Source organism: Blastocatellia bacterium (genome assembly GCA_035573895.1).
In the GTDB taxonomy this organism is placed as follows: domain Bacteria; phylum Acidobacteriota; class Blastocatellia; order HR10; family HR10; genus DATLZR01.
The window spans coordinates 1-17,234 of record DATLZR010000080.1 but is presented as its reverse complement, the minus strand read 5'-3'; the positions used below and the strand labels follow the sequence as shown (position 1 = coordinate 17,234).

The 17,234-nt window shown below is 59.6% G+C and carries 15 protein-coding genes; 4 read left to right on the top strand and 11 right to left on the bottom strand.

The annotated features are described in order from the left end of the window. Positions 1-78: 78 nt before the first annotated feature. Positions 79-1,263 (top strand): acyl-CoA dehydrogenase, encoded by a 1,185-nt coding sequence (locus VNM72_08165; GenBank protein HXF05376.1) that lies wholly within the window; start codon positions 79-81, stop codon positions 1,261-1,263. Between the two features lie 94 nt (positions 1,264-1,357). Here VNM72_08165 and VNM72_08160 read toward each other — a convergent pair whose 3' ends face one another. From VNM72_08160 to VNM72_08135, 6 genes are all read right to left on the bottom strand, one after another. Then, the gene (locus VNM72_08160) at positions 1,358-1,603 is read right to left on the bottom strand and encodes a CDGSH iron-sulfur domain-containing protein (protein ID HXF05375.1); all 246 of its coding nucleotides are present in this window, start codon (positions 1,601-1,603) and stop codon (positions 1,358-1,360) included. Between the two features lie 114 nt (positions 1,604-1,717). Then, positions 1,718-4,084, bottom strand: a complete 2,367-nt coding sequence (locus tag VNM72_08155) for a sodium-translocating pyrophosphatase (protein HXF05374.1) — start codon at positions 4,082-4,084, stop codon at positions 1,718-1,720. 202 nt (positions 4,085-4,286) lie between these two features. Continuing rightward, positions 4,287-5,456 carry a 3-isopropylmalate dehydrogenase gene (gene leuB, locus VNM72_08150; protein HXF05373.1) on the bottom strand — a complete coding sequence of 390 codons (1,170 nt, stop codon included), beginning with the start codon at positions 5,454-5,456 and terminating at the stop codon, positions 4,287-4,289. Between the two features lie 132 nt (positions 5,457-5,588). After that, the gene (gene leuD / locus VNM72_08145) at positions 5,589-6,206 is read right to left on the bottom strand and encodes a 3-isopropylmalate dehydratase small subunit (protein HXF05372.1); all 618 of its coding nucleotides are present in this window, start codon (positions 6,204-6,206) and stop codon (positions 5,589-5,591) included. Positions 6,207-6,262: 56 nt separating this feature from the next. Continuing rightward, complete coding sequence (leuC, locus tag VNM72_08140; GenBank protein ID HXF05371.1) at positions 6,263-7,663, bottom strand: 3-isopropylmalate dehydratase large subunit; 1,401 nt, start codon at positions 7,661-7,663, stop codon at positions 6,263-6,265. Positions 7,664-7,750: 87 nt separating this feature from the next. Next, complete coding sequence (locus VNM72_08135; GenBank protein HXF05370.1) at positions 7,751-9,316, bottom strand: 2-isopropylmalate synthase; 1,566 nt, start codon at positions 9,314-9,316, stop codon at positions 7,751-7,753. Between the two features lie 307 nt (positions 9,317-9,623). Between VNM72_08135 and VNM72_08130 the strand changes: the two genes are divergently transcribed. Then, positions 9,624-10,532: a LysR substrate-binding domain-containing protein gene (locus VNM72_08130; GenBank protein ID HXF05369.1), complete on the top strand. Its 909-nt coding sequence runs from the start codon at positions 9,624-9,626 to the stop codon at positions 10,530-10,532. 124 nt (positions 10,533-10,656) lie between these two features. Here VNM72_08130 and VNM72_08125 read toward each other — a convergent pair whose 3' ends face one another. Next, positions 10,657-11,595: a sulfotransferase gene (locus VNM72_08125; protein ID HXF05368.1), complete on the bottom strand. Its 939-nt coding sequence runs from the start codon at positions 11,593-11,595 to the stop codon at positions 10,657-10,659. A gap of 350 nt (positions 11,596-11,945) precedes the next feature. On the opposite strand from VNM72_08125, the gene VNM72_08120 reads away from it, so the two are divergent. After that, the gene (locus tag VNM72_08120) at positions 11,946-12,836 is read left to right on the top strand and encodes a 3-hydroxybutyryl-CoA dehydrogenase (GenBank protein HXF05367.1); all 891 of its coding nucleotides are present in this window, start codon (positions 11,946-11,948) and stop codon (positions 12,834-12,836) included. Positions 12,837-12,935: 99 nt separating this feature from the next. Further along, on the top strand, positions 12,936-13,718 hold the full coding sequence (locus VNM72_08115) for an enoyl-CoA hydratase-related protein (GenBank protein ID HXF05366.1): 783 nt from the start codon (positions 12,936-12,938) through the stop codon (positions 13,716-13,718). Positions 13,719-13,748: 30 nt separating this feature from the next. Here the strand turns inward: VNM72_08115 and VNM72_08110 are convergent, their stop codons facing one another. The 4 genes from VNM72_08110 to VNM72_08095 form a co-directional block, all read right to left on the bottom strand. After that, positions 13,749-14,090, bottom strand: coding sequence for a P-II family nitrogen regulator (locus tag VNM72_08110; GenBank protein ID HXF05365.1), 342 nt, complete (start codon positions 14,088-14,090; stop codon positions 13,749-13,751). Between the two features lie 263 nt (positions 14,091-14,353). Then, positions 14,354-15,352, bottom strand: a complete 999-nt coding sequence (locus tag VNM72_08105; protein ID HXF05364.1) for an inorganic phosphate transporter — start codon at positions 15,350-15,352, stop codon at positions 14,354-14,356. 160 nt (positions 15,353-15,512) lie between these two features. After that, positions 15,513-16,133: a DUF47 family protein gene (locus VNM72_08100; GenBank protein HXF05363.1), complete on the bottom strand. Its 621-nt coding sequence runs from the start codon at positions 16,131-16,133 to the stop codon at positions 15,513-15,515. A 681-nt stretch (positions 16,134-16,814) separates the two neighbouring features. Beyond that, on the bottom strand, positions 16,815-17,114 hold the full coding sequence (locus tag VNM72_08095) for a hypothetical protein (protein ID HXF05362.1): 300 nt from the start codon (positions 17,112-17,114) through the stop codon (positions 16,815-16,817). Between the last annotated feature and the right edge of the window lie 120 nt (positions 17,115-17,234).

Here is a 17,234-nt window from a genome sequence, read left to right as displayed (position 1 = left end):
GTTTTCTCCGTCGCGCCAAGAGCGGTCGTGGCGCAGCAGCTTTGTCACCACACTCTCATTGAGAAGGGAGAGACGACGATGACCGATCATCTCAGCACATCACCGATCACATCTGCGCTTCCTCTGACCGTCCTTTCCGAAGACGAGCAACTCTTTCGCCAGACGGTCGCCGACTTCGCCGCCGAGCGCATCCGTCCGCTCGTGCGTCAGATGGACGAAGAGGGAGTCTTTGATGCCGGACTCATTCAGGATTTTTTCCGCCTCGGATTGATGGGGATCAATGTTCCCGAGCAGTACGGAGGGGCGGGGAGCAGCTTCTTCATGGCGGTGCTGGCCGTTGAGGAACTCTCGCGCGTTGATCCGTCCGCCGGCGTCGTCGTGGACGTTCAGAATACGCTCGTCAACAATGCTCTGGCCCGCTGGGGAACGGAAGAGCAGAAGCAAAAGTATTTCCCCCGATTGGTCAGCGACACGGTGGGCGCGTATGCGCTCTCGGAGCCGGGAGCGGGAAGCGATGCGTTCGCCCTGCAATGCCGCGCCGTTGATCGAGGGGACCACTTCGTTCTCACCGGGCGAAAGCTCTGGATCACCAACGCTCGCGAGGCGGGCATCTTCATCGTCTTCGCCACGGTCAATCCCGAGCTGGGCTACCGGGGCATCACGGCCTTCCTCGTCGAACGCGATTTTCCCGGCTTCACCGTGGGGAAGAAAGAAGACAAACTGGGCATCCGCGCGTCCAGCACCTGCGAGCTGATCCTGGACGAGGTGAAGGTTCCTAAAGAGAACGTCCTCGGCGAGGTCGGCAAAGGGTACAAGGTAGCTATCGAAACGCTCAACGAAGGGCGCATCGGCATCGGCGCTCAAATGGTGGGCCTGGCGCGCGGGGCGCTCGAATGCGGTATCCGCTATGCCAAGGAGCGGAAGCAATTCGGTCGGCCCATCGCCGAGTTTCAGGCGATCCAGTTCCTCATCGCCGATCTCGCCACGCAAATCGAAGCCGCTCGCCTGATGGTCTACAATGCGGCTCGGCTCAAAGATGCCGGGCGTCCCTTCGTCGCCGAGGCAGCCATGGCCAAATATTTCTCCTCACTGGTGGCGGAGAAAGTCAGCTCGAAGGTCATCGAAATCTACGGGGGCTACGGTTACACCAAAGATTATCCCCCGGAGAAGTATTTCCGCGACTCCAAGATCGGCCAGATTTACGAAGGAACCTCCAACATGCAGCTTCAAACTATCGCCAAGATCCTTCTGGCCGAGAGGTGAGGCAGGCGAGCCGGATGCCTCTGGACGGCGGGCGGTCGGAGACAGCCGTCCCCTCCAGTCCGCGCCATCCCCCCTAAAACGGTGGGGTGACGCCTCAGGACGAGGGCGGGGCCGCAGGCGGAGGGAGGTCTCGCGCTTCGACCGTTGATTGAAAGCCGACGCGCTTGTGGCTCCCGTCGCAGAACGGTTTGTTATTGGACTGACCGCAACGACAGAGCGAAATAGTCGTGCGTCCACCCAGACCAAAGACATTGCCCGCCGCATCCTTGAGAATGATGTCATCGCCGATGACCCGTAGCGGACCGTCGTTGACGCAAATGATTTCGATGCGATTGCTCATACCAACCTCCTCCAAAGCCCGGGCGTCGTCCTCTCGTCCTTCAGGGCAGGCCGGAAGGAACCGATACTTTACTGGACGAGTAGATCACCCTGACGTCAGGCGGTTATCACCCCACTACAGTTTTTGCCCCACGCTCCCGGTCAAGAGTTCCGGCTGCTCGACCGCTTGTTCGGCCAGAGACCCCCGCTTGCTGAAGGCGACGGCGATTCCGAGCAGAACCAGGCAGGTGACGATGACGACCCCGCGCACGCTCCAGGGAAACTCGCGGATGGCAAACGGCGCGACCAGAATGCTCACCAGGTTCATGACCTTGATGAGGGGGTTGAGCGAGGGTCCGGCGGTATCCTTGAACGGATCACCGACCGTATCGCCGATGACCGCAGCTTTATGAGCCTCCGTGCCTTTGCCGCCCAAAAATCCATCTTCGATTTTCTTCTTGGCGTTATCCCAGGTGGCTCCGGTGTTGGCCATGAAGACGGCCAGCAATTGACCGGTGAGAATCGCTCCCGCCAGGAACCCTCCGAGAGCGCCCGCGCCGAGAGCAAAGGCGATGAGAATGGGCGTGAAGATCCCCAGAATGCCCGGCCCGATCAGCTCCTTCTGCGCCGTCGCCGTCACGATCTCGACGCAGCGACCGTAATCGGGCTTCTCCTTCCACTGCATGATGCCCGGCTTCTCACGAAACTGGCGGCGGACTTCTTCAACAACTTGATGGGCCGCTCGTCCCACCGCCTTCAGGGCAAAGGAAGAGAAGAGAAATGGCACGGCTCCACCGATGAGCAGGCCGACGAAAACTTCCGGTAGGTTCACCTGAATGCCGGTGGTGAACAGACGCGCTTCGTCAATGAAGGATTTGAACAACGACACGGCGGCGATGACCGCCGTGGCGATGGCCAGCCCTTTGGTCAGGGCTTTGGTCGTGTTGCCGATGGCATCGAGCCAGGCGAGATTGCGGGCCACATCCTGTGATTCGGCCTTGTAGCCGGACATCTCGAAGACGCCCTGGGCGTTATCGGTGATCGGCCCGAAGGTGTCCATGGCCAGGACGAAACCGGTCGTCGTCAACAGGCCCAGGCCCGTCAGCGCCACGCCATAAGCAGCCAGCGCCGGACTTCCGGCAAAGATGACGAGCGAGGCCACAATCGTTCCGGCAATCGCTACGATCGCCCACACCGTGCTCTCCAATCCCACGCCCATGCCCGTGAGCAACATCGTCGCCGGACCGGTTCGCGTCGAGACGGCCGTCTCCGTGGCCGAAGGTTTATCGGGATGGGTGAACGTGTTGGTGATCCAGAGCGTCACCAGCGCCAGCACGATCCCCATGCTGGTGGCCAGGAAGAAGCGAAAATCGGGCTGCCCCGTCATCGGGTCGGTCAGATAGAAATAGTTGATCACCGCAAATCCCACGACGGAGGCCAGTCCCGCAATCCAGTAGCCCCTGCTGATCGGACGCATCGGATCTTTGACCGCCGCTTCCTTCATGCGCACGCTCCAGATGCCGATGATCGAGGAGAAGACTCCCAGCGCACGCACCAGCAAGGGGAAGAGGATCAACTTCAGGGCAAAGGCCGACGCACTCCCTTTGTAATAGGCGTGGAACGAGGGATCCAGCAGTGCAGCCGCCGCCAGAATAATCGCCGCCACCAGTGTGACCTCATAACTTTCAAAGACGTCGGCGGCCATCCCGGCGCAATCTCCCACATTGTCGCCGACATTATCGGCGATGACGGCGGCGTTGCGGGGATCATCCTCGGGGATCCCTTTCTCCACCTTGCCGATGAGGTCGGCTCCGACATCCGCGGCCTTGGTGTAGATTCCACCGCCGATGCGCATGAAGAGAGCCGCCAGACTCCCGCCAAAACCGAACCCCACGAGCACCTTCATGGCATTCTCCTGAAACAGCAGGAAGATGATCGTCGCTCCCAGCAAGCCGAACCCCACCGTGAACATTCCGGAGACGGCTCCGGCGCGGAACGCCAGCTCAAACGCCCGAGGAAAGCTCGTTCGAGCCATGTTGGCCGTTCGCACATTTCCTTTGACGGCCAGCCACATCCCGACATACCCCGCTCCATAGGAGGCCATCACTCCCATCAGGAAAGCAGCAGCGATGCCCGCCGGAATCGCCCAGTCGGGATAGACATTCTGATAAACGACAAAAAGGACAATCGTCAGAGCGCCGACGAACCAGATCATGGTGCGAAATTGCCGTCCGAGATAGGCCATTGCGCCCTCCTCAATGGCCCGTGAGACTTCGACCATCTCTTTCGGTCCGGGGTCCTGGCGCATGACTCTCCGCACCAGCGCATAGCCGTAGATGAGCGCGATCACGGCCGAAGCCAGGACGGCCCACAGGATCAACCATTCTTGCTCGCCGAGCTTCGGAAGAACGATCTCGCTCTCAGACTGCGCGAGCGCAGGCGAGACCCATCCGAAGATGGCCGCAACCAGCAGCGGAGAGAAAACTTTTTTCCGTCGCATCATATTGTCTCCGTCTCCTCATGCGTGAGCTGGCTCAAAAGGCAAGAGATTTTATCACGTGGGCGGCAGTTTGGCCAAAACTTGCCAGTTCGTGACCTGGATCGAGGCGGACTCTCGGTCCCTCTTCGGAGTGGACGTCGTACCGACTCCCTCGCCACGAATCATTCGCGGGGCCGGGGATCGGCGACAGAGATTCTCGTGCCGGTCAGCCGTCGGAGCGGAGCAGGGCGAGAATCTGATTCCCCATCTCTTCGGTGCTCACCAGCAGCCCCTCGCCGCGATAAATATCCGCCGTGCGATACCCCAGACGCAAAGCGAGATCAATGGCGCGTTCGATGGCGCTGGCTTCCTCTTCGAGATCGAACGAATAGCGGAGCATCAGGGCGACCGAGGCAATCGTCGCCAGGGGATTGGCGATGCCCTTGCCGGCAATATCCGGAGCAGACCCATGAACCGGTTCGTAAAGTCCCACGCGCCCGCCAATGGAGGCTGACGGAAGCATGCCGATGGACCCCGTGAGCATGGCGGCTTCATCGCTCAAGATGTCGCCAAAGAGGTTCTCGGTCACAATGACATCGAAGCGTCGGGGATGAGCGATCAGCTGCATGGCACAGGTGTCCACGTAGATATGCTCCAGATGGACATCGGGATAATCCGCGGCGACCCGGCTGACGACCTTTCGCCACAGTTGAGAGGTTTCCAGAACATTGGCCTTATCCACCGAGGTGACTTTTTGTCGTCGCCGTTGAGCGGCTTGAAAGGCCACGCGGGCAATGCGCTCGATCTCATCGGCGCGGTAACGCAGGGTATTGAAGGCCGCTTCCAGTCCCGGGGCCACTTCCTCGAATCCCCGGGGCTCGGCAAAATACAATCCTCCGGTCAGCTCGCGGACGATGAGCAAATCGGTGGCTTCAACGACCTCTCGTTTGAGCGGTGAGGCCTCAATGAGCGGTTCATACATCACCGCCGGACGCAGATTGGCGAAGGCATCGAGATGACGGCGCAGGTGCAACAGAGCCGTCTCCGGTTTGAGAGCTGGGGGATTGCCGTCGAACTCCGGCGCACCGACGGCCCCGAGCAAAACGGCATCGCTCTCCAAACACCCCTGAAGCGTCTCCGGCGGCAACGGAACGCCCGTCAGCCGAAGCGCCGCTCCCCCGATGGGGAAATGAGCCAGGGTGAAACGGTGCCCGAACTTCTCACCGATTGCCTCAAGAACGCGCACCCCTTGAGCGATCACCTCGGGGCCGATGCCATCTCCGGGCAGGACGGCGATCCGATACTCTCGCCGCTCGGCTCGCACCGACCAGGAAGGTTGTTCGAGCGCTTCGACCTCCAGAGATTCGACGTGAGTGGGGATCTCCAGCGATGCCATCCGCTCCTCTCCTTGCCCTTGTCGCGCTCGCAGCTACACTAACTGCCTCGACAGCGCACAGAGGTTGATGCACAAGGGGATATTTTTCCACTAAGTGGCCATCAGGTGCAAGGAAATTGTCTCGCTCAATTTTCAGGGGAATTTTTCCGGGGCGACGATAAACGTCCGCCGCCGGGCTTCGTAGTCACGAATCTTGTCTTCGTGGCGAAGGGTCAGGCCGATGTCATCCAGTCCCTGCAGCAGGCACTCGCGGCGAAACGGATCAATCGCAAAATGGAGCTGGAGTCCGAAGTCATCGCAGATCGTTTGATGGACCAGATCAACGGTCAGCTCATATCCCGGGTGAGCGCGCGTTCGCTCAAACAGTTCCTCGATGTCTCTTTCCGGGAGAATCACCGGCAGGAGGCCGTTCTGGAAGCAGTTGTTGTAAAAGATGTCGGCGAACGAAGGGGCGAGGAGGACGCGAAAACCGTAGTCCCGAAGCGCCCAGGGCGCGTGCTCCCGCGACGACCCGCAGCCGAAATTGGCGCGCGTCAGGAGAATCGTCGCCCCCTGAAACCGCGGCTGATTCAATTCGAAATCCGGATTGAGCGATCCATCGTCACGAAACCGCCAGTCGTAGAAGAGGAATTGGCCGTAGCCGGTGCGCTCGATCCGTTTGAGGAATTGCTTGGGGATGATTTGATCGGTATCCACATTGACCCGATCGAGCGTGGCGACCAGACCTCGATGAACGGTGAAGGGTTGCATCTCTTCCGCCTCTCTCTATCCGGCGCGTCGTCGGCGATGGTCCTTCTCGCAAGACGTCACGACCAGTGACGAATATCCACGAAATGGCCGGCAATGGCTGCGGCTGCGGCCATCGGCGGACTGACCAGGTGCGTGCGCCCCCCTCGCCCCTGACGCCCTTCAAAGTTTCGATTGGAGGTGGAGGCGCACCGCTCGCCCGGCTTGAGGATGTCCGGATTCATGCCCAGACAGAGGCTGCATCCCGACTCGCGCCACTCGAATCCGGCAGCGAGGAAAATGCGGTCGAGCCCTTCGGCTTCGGCCTGACGTTTCACCTGCTGCGAGCCGGGAACGACCATCGCCGAGACGTGAGGAGCCACCTTCTTGCCCACCACCATGGCGGCTGCTGCCCGTAAATCCTCAATCCGCGAGTTCGTGCACGATCCGATAAAGACGCGATCAATCCGGATCTCCTGAATCGGCGTGCCCGGCCGAAGGCCCATGTACTCCAGCGCGCGACGGGCCGCTTTGCGCATGTTCTCATCGGCAAAGGACTCGGGATCGGGAACCGTTCCCGTCACGTCGGTGACCATGCCTGGACTCGTTCCCCAACTAACCTGAGGAGCGAGCGTGGAAACATCCAGTTCAAGCTCACGATCAAACGTGGCTCCGGGATCACTCGGCAGCGTTTTCCAATAGTCCACCGCCTCGAGGAAGGCTTTCCCTTTGGGGACAAACGGGCGACCTTCCAGGTAGGCGAAGGTCGTCTCATCCGGTGCGATGAGACCCGCTCGCGCCCCGGCTTCGATGGACATATTGCACACGGTCATCCGCTCTTCCATCGTGAATCGGCGGATCGTTTCGCCGGCATACTCGATGACGTAGCCGGTCGCTCCATCCGTCCCGATGGTGCGAATGAGATAGAGGATGACATCCTTGGCCGTGACGCCGCGCGGCAGCGTCCCTCGAAAAGTGATGCGAAACGTTCGGGGCCTGGTCTGACGCAGACACTGGGTGGCCAGGACGTGCTCGACTTCGCTCGTCCCGATGCCGAAGGCAAGAGCCCCGAAGGCCCCGTGAGTGGACGTGTGACTGTCCCCACAGACAATGGTCATGCCCGGTTGCGTCAGACCCAGTTCCGGTCCGATGACGTGAACGATGCCCTGGTAGGGACTGTCCAGTCCATAGAGCCGGATGCCGAACTCCCGGCAGTTCTCCTCGAGCGTCTCGATTTGTCGTTTGGCGATCGGATCGGTGATGGGAAGCGATCGGCTCCACGTGGGGACATTATGATCGGCCGTGGCAAAGGTCAGATCCGGGCGACGCACGCGCCGATTGGCCAGCCGCAGCCCCTCGAAGGCCTGCGGCGACGTCACCTCGTGAATGAGGTGGCAATCAATGTAAAGGAGCGCCGGTGCGCCAGGTTCCTCGTGAACGATGTGACTCTGCCAGATTTTATCGAACAGCGTCCGCGCCACAGCCCCTCACAAAGCAGGTCATTATAGTTGACTCCGCTCGCCGGGTGGAGTCAGGGAGAAAAATTTTTTGACGTCAGGCAGGATCCCTTACGCTTCCCCGACGCGGCCGGCTTCTTCTCGCTGATGAGCGAGGGCGGCCTGACGTTCCCTGGCGTGAAGGGCCTTGTTCACCGCATGAAGATACGCACGCGCACTGGCGTCCACAATATCGGTGCTGGCCGCTCGGCCGGTGAACGTCTTGCCTTCGAAGTCCACGTGAACGAAGACCTCGCCCACCGCGTCAGCCCCCCGACCGATGGAGCGAATCGTATAGTCCACGAGACTCCCCGTGAGTCCGGTGATCTGATCAATCGCTCGATACGCGGCCGCCACCGGACCGTCACCCGTGGCGGACTGAACGAAGACCTGTCCCGCGCGTTCGAGAACCACCGTCGCCGTCGCCGCGCGCGGATTGCCCGCCAACGATTGGACCAGCCGAAGGGTATACGTTTCGGGAATCTCCCGAAGACCATCGTGCAAAATGGCCAGCAGGTCTTCCTCAAAGACCTCCTTCTTGCGGTCGGCGAGCTTGATGAAAAGCTTGTACGCCTTGTCCAATTCCTGCCGACTCAGGTTGTATCCCATGTCCTGGAACTTCTTTTGCAGCGCGTGACGGCCCGAATGTTTGCCCAGCACGAGCGTGCTCTGCGTCATCCCCACCGATTCGGGGGTCATAATCTCATAGGTCAGTTTGTGTTTGAGGATACCGTCCTGGTGAATTCCGGCTTCGTGAGCGAAGGCGTTCTTGCCCACGATGGCCTTGTTGGGCTGGACGAAGACGCCGGTGATGTTACTGAGCAGTTGGCTCGTCTTGTAAATCTGCTCGGTGTGAATTCCCGTCTCATAGGGCAACAGGTCGTGGCGGACGCGCAACGCCATGACGATTTCTTCGAGGGAAGCATTGCCGGCGCGCTCGCCGATTCCGTTGATGGTGCACTCGACCTGACGCGCTCCGGCCTGAATGGCGGCCAGCGAGTTGGCGACGGCCAGACCGAGATCATTGTGACAATGAACGCTCAACGTGATGTGATCAATCATCGGCACCCGTTGCCGCAGCGTCTGGATGATCCGGGCGAACTCCTGGGGGATCGTATAGCCGACCGTATCCGGGATGTTGACCGTCGTCGCCCCTTCCTCGATCACCGCCGCCACGACCTCGCAGAGATAATCAAGATCGGTTCGCGTGGCATCTTCGGCCGAGAACTCCACGTCATCGCACAAACTCTTGGCCAGGCGCACAGCCCGGCGCGCGTCCTCCAGCACCTCCTCGCGGGTCTTCTTCAGCTTATAGTGGAGGTGGATGTCAGATGTCGCAATGAAGGTATGGATTCTCGGGCGCGCCGCATGGCAGAGAGCTTCCCAGGCCCGCTCAATATCCTGGGGAACGGCCCGCGCCAGTCCGGCAATGATCGGACGGCGAATCTCCCGGGCAATGGCGGCCACGGCCTCGAAATCTTCGTCCGAGGAGATCGGGAATCCGGCCTCGATGACGTCCACGCCGAGAGCATCCAGTTGGCGAGCCATCTTGAGTTTCTCTTCGACATTCATGCTACAGCCGGGTGATTGCTCGCCATCGCGAAGCGTCGTGTCAAAAATGATGATTCGCTCGCTCATGCGTCCCTCCCATATACGGGCAGGTCCACGCCCTGTAATGTTGGTGCCTGCCCCTCGCTCCCACTGTCGCAGCCGACTACTCTAGCAGTGAGAGCGCCGTTTGTAAAATTTATTGTTTTTCGATGACAATTAGCACGTCTTATGTTAAAATGGCCGCTCCCTTCCTGGGAAAGATGCCGGAAGCGGCTCCATCGAAATAAGCTAGCCGCGTTGCCGTCAGGAAGGGGACAGTCGGGGGCGCGACATTCCCGTCCACAGGCTGGGCGCGGGGTCGAGAGCCTGCGCCCCACGGTTTCGGAGGGGGAGTATGGAATTTTCGCAGCTGGAAGCGCTCGTTGCCATTGCGCGGTCGCGAAGTTTCTCGCGGGCCGGGGAACAGTTGGCCCGCACGCAACCGGCCATCAGCATCGCCATCAAGAAACTCGAGGAGGAGATCGGAGCGCAACTCTTTGACCGATCTCGTCGCGAGGTCACGCTCACCGATGCCGGGGAGGTTCTCCTGGGCTATGCTCAGAAAATCCTCAACCTTCGCAGCGAGGCCACCGCGGCCATCGAGGAACTGCGCCAACTACACACGGGGAAAGTCACCATTGGAGCCAACGAAAGCACCAGTCTCTACGTCCTGCCCAGGATCATTCTGGCCTTTCGCCAGCAATATCCCAGGATCAAGGTCGAGGTCTATCGCTCGGTTTCCGAACGACTGCCCCAGGAGGTGAGGGAGCGCAATCTCGATTTCGGCATCATCTCGTTTGAGCCCAACGATAGCGAGCTGGAGTCCTTCCCCCTTCTCGACGACGAACTGGCCCTCATCGTTCGTCCCGATCACCCTCTGGCGCGGAAGAAAAAAGTGACCATCAAGGACCTGGGGCGTGAGACCTTCATTGCTCACAATGTGAAGTCGCCCTCGCGCACGCGCGTCATCGAAGCATTCAAACGGAATCATACGCCGCTCAATATCAGCATTGAGCTGTCGTCCATCGAAACGATCAAGCAGTTCGTCCAGATGAATCTGGGCATCGCCTTCGTTCCCCGGCTCTGCATCGAGCAGGAGTTGCGGCAAGGAACGCTCGTGTGCGTACCGCTCCAGGGATTCACCTGCCGCCGCACGCTGCGGGTGATTTACCTCCGGGACAAAGTTCATTCGCATGCGGCGGCGAAATTCCTCGACGTTCTTCGCGCCGTCGCTCAGTCAAACCGTTCGGCTTCTTCCCGGTGAGAGAGGGAGCGGAATCCGGGAGGAAGGGAGTCTCATAAGGCAACTCCGGGGCAGTTCGGGGTACTTATTGGATCCACCGGCGGGAAGCTCGCGCTCTGTCGGCCGCGAGCGTTTGCCCGATGACTCAGCCGGCGCTGACGCGCCGGGGAGAAACCCCGCGATGATCCGATGTGGTGGGACCTTCACCATAGCCATAGCGAATCATCCAGGGGGTCCTCTTCACCTGATGGTAGAACACCCTCAGTGAAGGAGTCGCGGCAAAGGCGTGTCCTCGGTCAGGACGAACGAGGGCTGCCGTCTCTCGAAGAGCGCGCTCGGAGACGCCCGGAATCTCACAGAAGTCGGCGATCTCCCGGAGATGGTCGAGGGGGTGGGCGAGAAACTCTTCGTACTTGATCACCCGGTGCTCGGGCACGAGCGAAGCCAGTACTTCTTCCGCCTGAGCGACATATTCCTCCCAGAGGGAAAAACACCCTTCCAGAGAAAGGCAACGAAAAGAGCCGCGAAATCCCACACGCTCCAGCCGCGTCTTGGGGCTCCAGCGATTGAGCTTGTTCCGAAGTCGTTGCTTTTGCCAGGCGAAATAGGCGCGCTCGCGTACCTGGAGGCTGTGGGCGACATCAACCCCGTTGCGATAGATGTAGAGGATGCGGGCGCGGGGAAAAAGCCGGAGCCAGAGCGGCAGGGTGAAGACATTGCGCGGGTCTTTCCAGCCCCAGGGTCGGTCCAGCCGAGTCACCGAGCCGTATCTCAGATAGCCCCACCAGCCGAGATAGCGACGCACTTTCACCGAGAGAAGATCAGCTCGCAGGCAGCGAACGGTCATCTCGACCAATTCGGGATTTTTGAGGAAATCCCGAAAGGGCGCGGGATGATCCCACGTGGCTTTGGCGCGGCTGAGCAAAAGATCATTCAGGCGGAGGAAGAAGACGGCTTCGTGATTCTCCTCGACCTCGTGACCGAGGAAGAGTCCGAGCTGATCCAGCAGCCGTGCCAGCATCGTCGTGCCGGACCGGTGCATCCCCATGAGGATGATCGGCTGTCGGCGAACATCGAGTCCCACCCGGTGCCACCTCCGTAGACAAAGACGGCTGCGGCAGGAAAAAAGTCGGTGAGCTATAGCTGGCCACGTGGCGAATTCGCTATAATAGGCTCACCCTCATCCCTGGCCGGCCCGGGATCGGCAGTGGTACCGGCTCACCGGGCTGGCCAGCCACCTGCTTCTTTGCGTCGGTCCCGATGTGTTAATGCGGATGGCAGCGCGCCGATGGTTACAGGAATTTTGGTCGCCCTTCACCGACGCGGTGAAACCCATTGGGGATTTCGCATTTGACAATCTGTGATGGCGCTTGTTAGCTTACTCGCGCGCGATGCTTAAATGGGCTGGATTCATCCGGTATTGAGGAGGTGTCTATGGCAATCAAAAAAGTGGGAGTTGTCGGATGTGGCTTGATGGGATCAGGAATTGCTCAAGTGGCTGCCATGAGCGGTTATGATACCCTCGTCACCGATGTCTCGGAGGAGATTCTGCAAAAGGGATTCGGTCGCATTGATGACTCGCTCTCGAAGTTCGTCGAGAAGGGGACGCTCACCCTGGAGCAAAAGCAGCAGACGCAGAACCGATTGAGAGGAACGCTCGCGCTCCAGGAGTTCGCCGACCGAGACCTCATCATCGAAGCCATCATCGAGAATGTCACCGCCAAGAAGGAACTTTTCGCCCGACTCGATGGGCTCTGTCCGCCGGAGACGATTCTCGCTTCCAATACCTCGTCCATCTCGATCATCGAAATGGCTACCGCCTTGACTCCCGAACGACGGCGGCGATTTCTCGGCATTCATTTCTTCAATCCGGTTCCGATCATGAAGCTGGTGGAGCTGATCCCTTCGCTGGTGACCGATGAGGCGGTGGTCGCCGAGGCGCGGGCATTCTGCCAGAGCCTGGGCAAGACGGTCGTTCAGGCGAAGGATCGCGTGGGATTCATCGTCAATCGGCTGCTCGTACCCTATTTGCTCGATGCCGTCCGGGCGGTGGAGGAAGGCGTGGGCTCGATTGAAGATATTGATCTGGCGATGAAGCTTGGCTGCAATCATCCCATGGGACCGCTCACGCTTCTGGATTTTGTCGGGATTGATACGACCTACTATATCGCCCAGATCATGTACGACGAGTACAAGAGCAGCCACTTCGCCGCTCCGCCGCTGCTCAAACAGATGGTCACGGCCGGCTATCACGGGCGGAAGACGGGTCGGGGCTTCTATGATTACAGCGATCCGAAAAATCCCCGTCCCATGAAACTCAGCTAGAGCGGCGCATCGGCCCGACGAATCACTCAGAAGAAGCGGGGTGGAAATGCCCCTCTTGATCGGTTCTTCGATCCGGAGAACTGTCAACACGGAGGACCTATGGCTTACCAGAATCTGCTCTATGAAAAGCGCGACCGTATCGCCTATGTCACGATCAACCGGCCGGACAAGCTGAACGCGCTCAATGCCGCGACGATGAAGGAGCTGCACGATGTTTTCACGTCCATCGCCGGGGATGATGAGGTCGGCGTGGTCATTCTCACCGGCGGGGGCGAGAAAGCCTTCGTCGCGGGGGCGGATATTAACGAGCTGGCCGTGCAGGGGCCCATCGAGGGGAAACGCATGTCGGAGTACGGGCAAAACGTTCTTCGCCTGATCGAGAATCTGGGCAAGCCCGTCATCGCGGCGATCAACGGCTACGCATTGGGAGGCGGCTGCGAGCTGGCCATGGCCTGCACCCTTCGCATCGCTTCGGAGAACGCCCGGCTCGGACAGCCGGAAGTGAAGCTGGGGATCATTCCCGGCTACGGAGGAACGCAACGGCTTCCCCGACTGGTGGGCAAGGGGATTGCTCTCGAACTCCTGCTCACGGGTGAGATGATCTCCGCCGAGGAAGCGCATCGAATCGGCCTCGTCAATCACGTCACGCGCCGGGAGGATTTGATGCCCACCGCCGAGAAAATTGCCCGGCAGATTCTGGCCAATGCGCCGCTGGCGGTGCAGTTCTGTCTGGAAGCGGTGACGGCGGGACTGGAGATGCCTCTGGATGAGGCCCTACAGATGGAGGCGACGCTTTTCGGGCTCTCGGCTACCACCGAGGACATGCGCGAAGGGACTCGCGCCTTCCTGGAGAAGCGACCGGCCCGCTTCCAGGGGAAGTGACGGGGTCACCTCGGGGCTGACCGGCACGGCTCAGGAGATGGCAGCGTCATCTTCCTCACCGGTGACAATGCTGATGGCGCGTTCGACCGACCAGATGAAGATCTTTCCGTCGCCCGGTCGCCCGCGATGGGCCGCCTGCTGGATGGTTCGCGCAATGCGTTCGGCTTGATCGTCCGGGCAGACGATCTCCAGCTTCAGCTTCTTTCCAAACTGGCGCGCCTGATAGGAGGGGTTCTCGCGCAACAACTCGGCCCGTCCGCGCCCGAAGCCGCGCACTTCGGTGATGGACATTCCCCGCACCGGAAGTTCATCGAGGCTGGTCAGGACTTTGTCCAGAAGATCAGGTGAGATGTAGGCGGTGACCTGTTTCATAGTTCATGCGCAATCCGTCAGGATTCTCCTTGCTCTCACTTCCAGGCAACTTATGTGCCGCACTCAGACCGATGGAGCCCCTGCCTTGAGAGATAAAGAGTTGGTGGCTCTCACCCGCTTCACAGAGGAGTTGACTCCGGACATTCATTCCAAAATTTTGGAAAGCGCATCCGAAAAACTGGAAATCTGCTTTGGAAGGCGCCGGCACAAGGACACTCTCCCGTTTCATTCCGTATGTTTGGCGGGCTTTTTATTGCTCTCGGTCACAGTCCCACGAGCTGGAACAGCGAAGCCATGAGCCAGCCGATGCCGGCGCTGATGGGAAAGGTCAAGATCCAGGCGAGAATAATATCCCGGGCGACTCCCCAGCGAACGGCCGAGAACCGACGGGTCGCTCCCACACCCATAATGGAGGTGTTGATCGTATGCGTCGTACTGAGTGGGATGCCAAATCGGGACGCGACCTCAATGGCTAAACCCGCTGAGGCTTCGGCAGCAAACCCGTGAACCGGCTCCAACTTGGTCAGTCGCAGTCCCATCGTTTTAATGATCCTCCAGCCCCCGATGGCTGTGCCGAGCCCCATAGTCATCGCACAGATGAGAATCACCCAGAAAGGGACGGCGAACTGAGGCAGAACGCCTCCCAGGACAAGGGCCAGAGTGAAGGTCCCGATAAATTTTTGCCCATCGTTGCTACCGTGACTGAAAGCCATCAGGGCAGCGGACAAAATCTGGAGACGGCCAAAAACCTTTTTCACGGTTCCCGGTCGGCTCTGCTGAAAGATGCGATAGATGGCGGTCATAATGAAGAGCCCACCGCTAAATCCGATGAAGGTGGAGAAGATCAACCCGATGAGAACCTTCTTCCAGCCGACCCAGAGGAGGACCGAGGGGCCTGCCGTCGCAAGACCCGCTCCGGCCAATCCGGCGATCAGCGCATGACTTTCGCTCGTCGGAAGCCCGTAATACCAGGCGACGGTGCTCCAGATAACGATTCCTACCATTGCGGCTCCAATGGTGTGGACGTCAATGACTTCCGCTTTGATGATGCCCTGGCCAATGGTCGCCGCAACGGCCGTCCCCGACATGGCCCCCAGGACGTTGAGGATCGTCGCCATGATGACCGCTTGTGTCGGCGTGAGGACGCGCGTGGAAACGACCGTCGCAATGGCATTGGGAGCATCGGTCCATCCATTGACGAACTCGGCTGCCAGAATTAACAACAGCCAGGGGAGAAGCGACAACGGGATGTGATCAGGCATGGGATAATCTCGGCGACATCAGGATCAGGGGAACCGCCGACAATAGCCTCTCCCGGAAGAGAGCCCCCGGACGAGAGGAAGACCGCAAAGGCCGCTGCGCGAGGATGCATCTGACCATGCCGCTGGTAAGAACAACGCTCACAACCAGCAGAAGACCTCCTCAAGCGTTCTTGAGCATGATGGCTTCCAGAACATTCGCCACATCTTCGCACTTATCAATCCCGCGTTCGAGCGTCTCGTAGAGGTCTTTCCACTTGATGACTTCCAGCGGGTCTTCATGGTCGTCAAAGAGCTGGGCTACGGCCTCGCGGTAGAGAACATCGCCTTCATTTTCCAGCCGATGGATTTCGATGAAGTGCTGCTGAAGGCCGGAGTTCCTCTTGATCTTGGCGACGGCCTGGACGATCTCGGCCGTCGCCCGCACGATGACATCGGCTTGCTTGCGGGCGGTCTCGGTGACTTCCGTCACCTTGTACATGACCGTATGGCTGGCGGCGCTGTCAATGAGATCAATAACGTCGTCGAGCTTGCCCGCCAGGGCGTAAATATCCTCCCGGTCAATCGGAGTGATGAAGGTTTGGTTGAGCTTCATCACGATGGTATGGGTCAACTCGTCGCATTGGTGCTCGAGGTTCTTGATCTGGCGAACGTACTCTTCGGCCCGCTCGAAGTGAACGAACATCTCGGCCAGCAGTTGGGCCGACGCGTGAATGTGATGGGCCATCTGATTGAAGAAATCGAAATACTTTTCCTCTTGCGGGATCAGTTTCAACTTAAACATCGCCTCTCCTCACGGTGGTTGCGCCCACGGTTCCTTACGCCCGTGTCTGGCTTCTGATTGTTGGTCCGGATAATTCCTACCTCCGTGATGTGAGGCGTGAATGCTAAAACAGAGCCGGAGCTTTTGCAAGCAGTCGCAGGAGCCGTAATCGTTTCCACTTGACCGTTTGAAGAAGGAGGGTTTCCCCCGGCGAGGATGAAAGTCATCATGATCTGTCACTTGGCTCCATTTCCCCCTGTGCTTGATAGAGCGCCTGATCGAAGCAGAAGCGGCTGGAACGGAAACTTATGAAGATGAAATTTGCCACCTGCAGGGAAACTCGAACAAACGTTGCCTGGCGCAGGATCAGAACCCTCGGATGCCGTTGAAGGAAACACGGCCATTGACAAAGCGTCCCCCAGGGAACGGGGAGTGAAAGATTTTGGCTCATGTCTGGAACTGGTGCAGCAACGACCGAAGGGTGCCCGATTCCTCCCTATCGCGCACTCGTTTTAGACATGAGCCAGGATTTTATTCCTTCCCTTCGATCCCAACAGGAACAATGAATGGCGCGGCGGAGACACGCCAGACCCCAGGTCATGGCAGAAAGGAACCAGACATGAAACGTTTGGGAAGAATGGCCGCGGAAGCGGCCCACCCGAAGGTAGCCAGACGTGAAACGTCTGGAAAACGGGACGTGAATTAAATCCACGGCGCGTTGAAGACGCGCCAGTGGGCCCGCACGATGCGGACGCTCCCAGAAGACGAACCGCGCGTTGCAACACGCGCCGCCAGGTGCAATTGTTCAAGGGGCAATGGGCCGCGGAAGCGGCCCACGCGAAGGTAGCCAGACGTGAAACGTCTGGAAAACGGGACGCGAATTAAATCCACCGCGCGTTGAAGACGCGCCAGACCACCGCACGCGGGCTCCCGGCCTCCGAACAATCGCGGCGAGGGATCGAATGAGATGAACCATCGCTGTTGCGCCTCTTCAAGGCGCATCGTTTTATTTCGCGTGCATCCAGACGTTGCACGTCTGGCTACCCTCTTGGGGGCGTCTGCCGACGCCCGGACGAAGACGGAGACGCCAATCGCGTGGGTCAACGAGGCGGATTGGTCAAC

Bases quoted from the DNA above. Each gene is read 5' to 3' on its own strand.
- VNM72_08165 (HXF05376.1), top strand. From the start codon at position 79: ATGACCGATCATCTCAGCACATCACCGATCACATCTGCGCTTCCTCTG.
- VNM72_08160 (HXF05375.1), bottom strand. From the start codon at position 1,603: ATGAGCAATCGCATCGAAATCATTTGCGTCAACGACGGTCCGCTACGG.
- VNM72_08155 (HXF05374.1), bottom strand. From the start codon at position 4,084: ATGATGCGACGGAAAAAAGTTTTCTCTCCGCTGCTGGTTGCGGCCATC.
- leuB (HXF05373.1), bottom strand. From the start codon at position 5,456: ATGGCATCGCTGGAGATCCCCACTCACGTCGAATCTCTGGAGGTCGAA.
- leuD (HXF05372.1), bottom strand. From the start codon at position 6,206: ATGCAACCCTTCACCGTTCATCGAGGTCTGGTCGCCACGCTCGATCGG.
- VNM72_08135 (HXF05370.1), bottom strand. From the start codon at position 9,316: ATGAGCGAGCGAATCATCATTTTTGACACGACGCTTCGCGATGGCGAG.
- VNM72_08130 (HXF05369.1), top strand. From the start codon at position 9,624: ATGGAATTTTCGCAGCTGGAAGCGCTCGTTGCCATTGCGCGGTCGCGA.
- VNM72_08120 (HXF05367.1), top strand. From the start codon at position 11,946: ATGGCAATCAAAAAAGTGGGAGTTGTCGGATGTGGCTTGATGGGATCA.
- VNM72_08115 (HXF05366.1), top strand. From the start codon at position 12,936: ATGGCTTACCAGAATCTGCTCTATGAAAAGCGCGACCGTATCGCCTAT.
- VNM72_08110 (HXF05365.1), bottom strand. From the start codon at position 14,090: ATGAAACAGGTCACCGCCTACATCTCACCTGATCTTCTGGACAAAGTC.
- VNM72_08105 (HXF05364.1), bottom strand. From the start codon at position 15,352: ATGCCTGATCACATCCCGTTGTCGCTTCTCCCCTGGCTGTTGTTAATT.
- VNM72_08100 (HXF05363.1), bottom strand. From the start codon at position 16,133: ATGTTTAAGTTGAAACTGATCCCGCAAGAGGAAAAGTATTTCGATTTC.
- VNM72_08095 (HXF05362.1), bottom strand. From the start codon at position 17,114: ATGCGCCTTGAAGAGGCGCAACAGCGATGGTTCATCTCATTCGATCCC.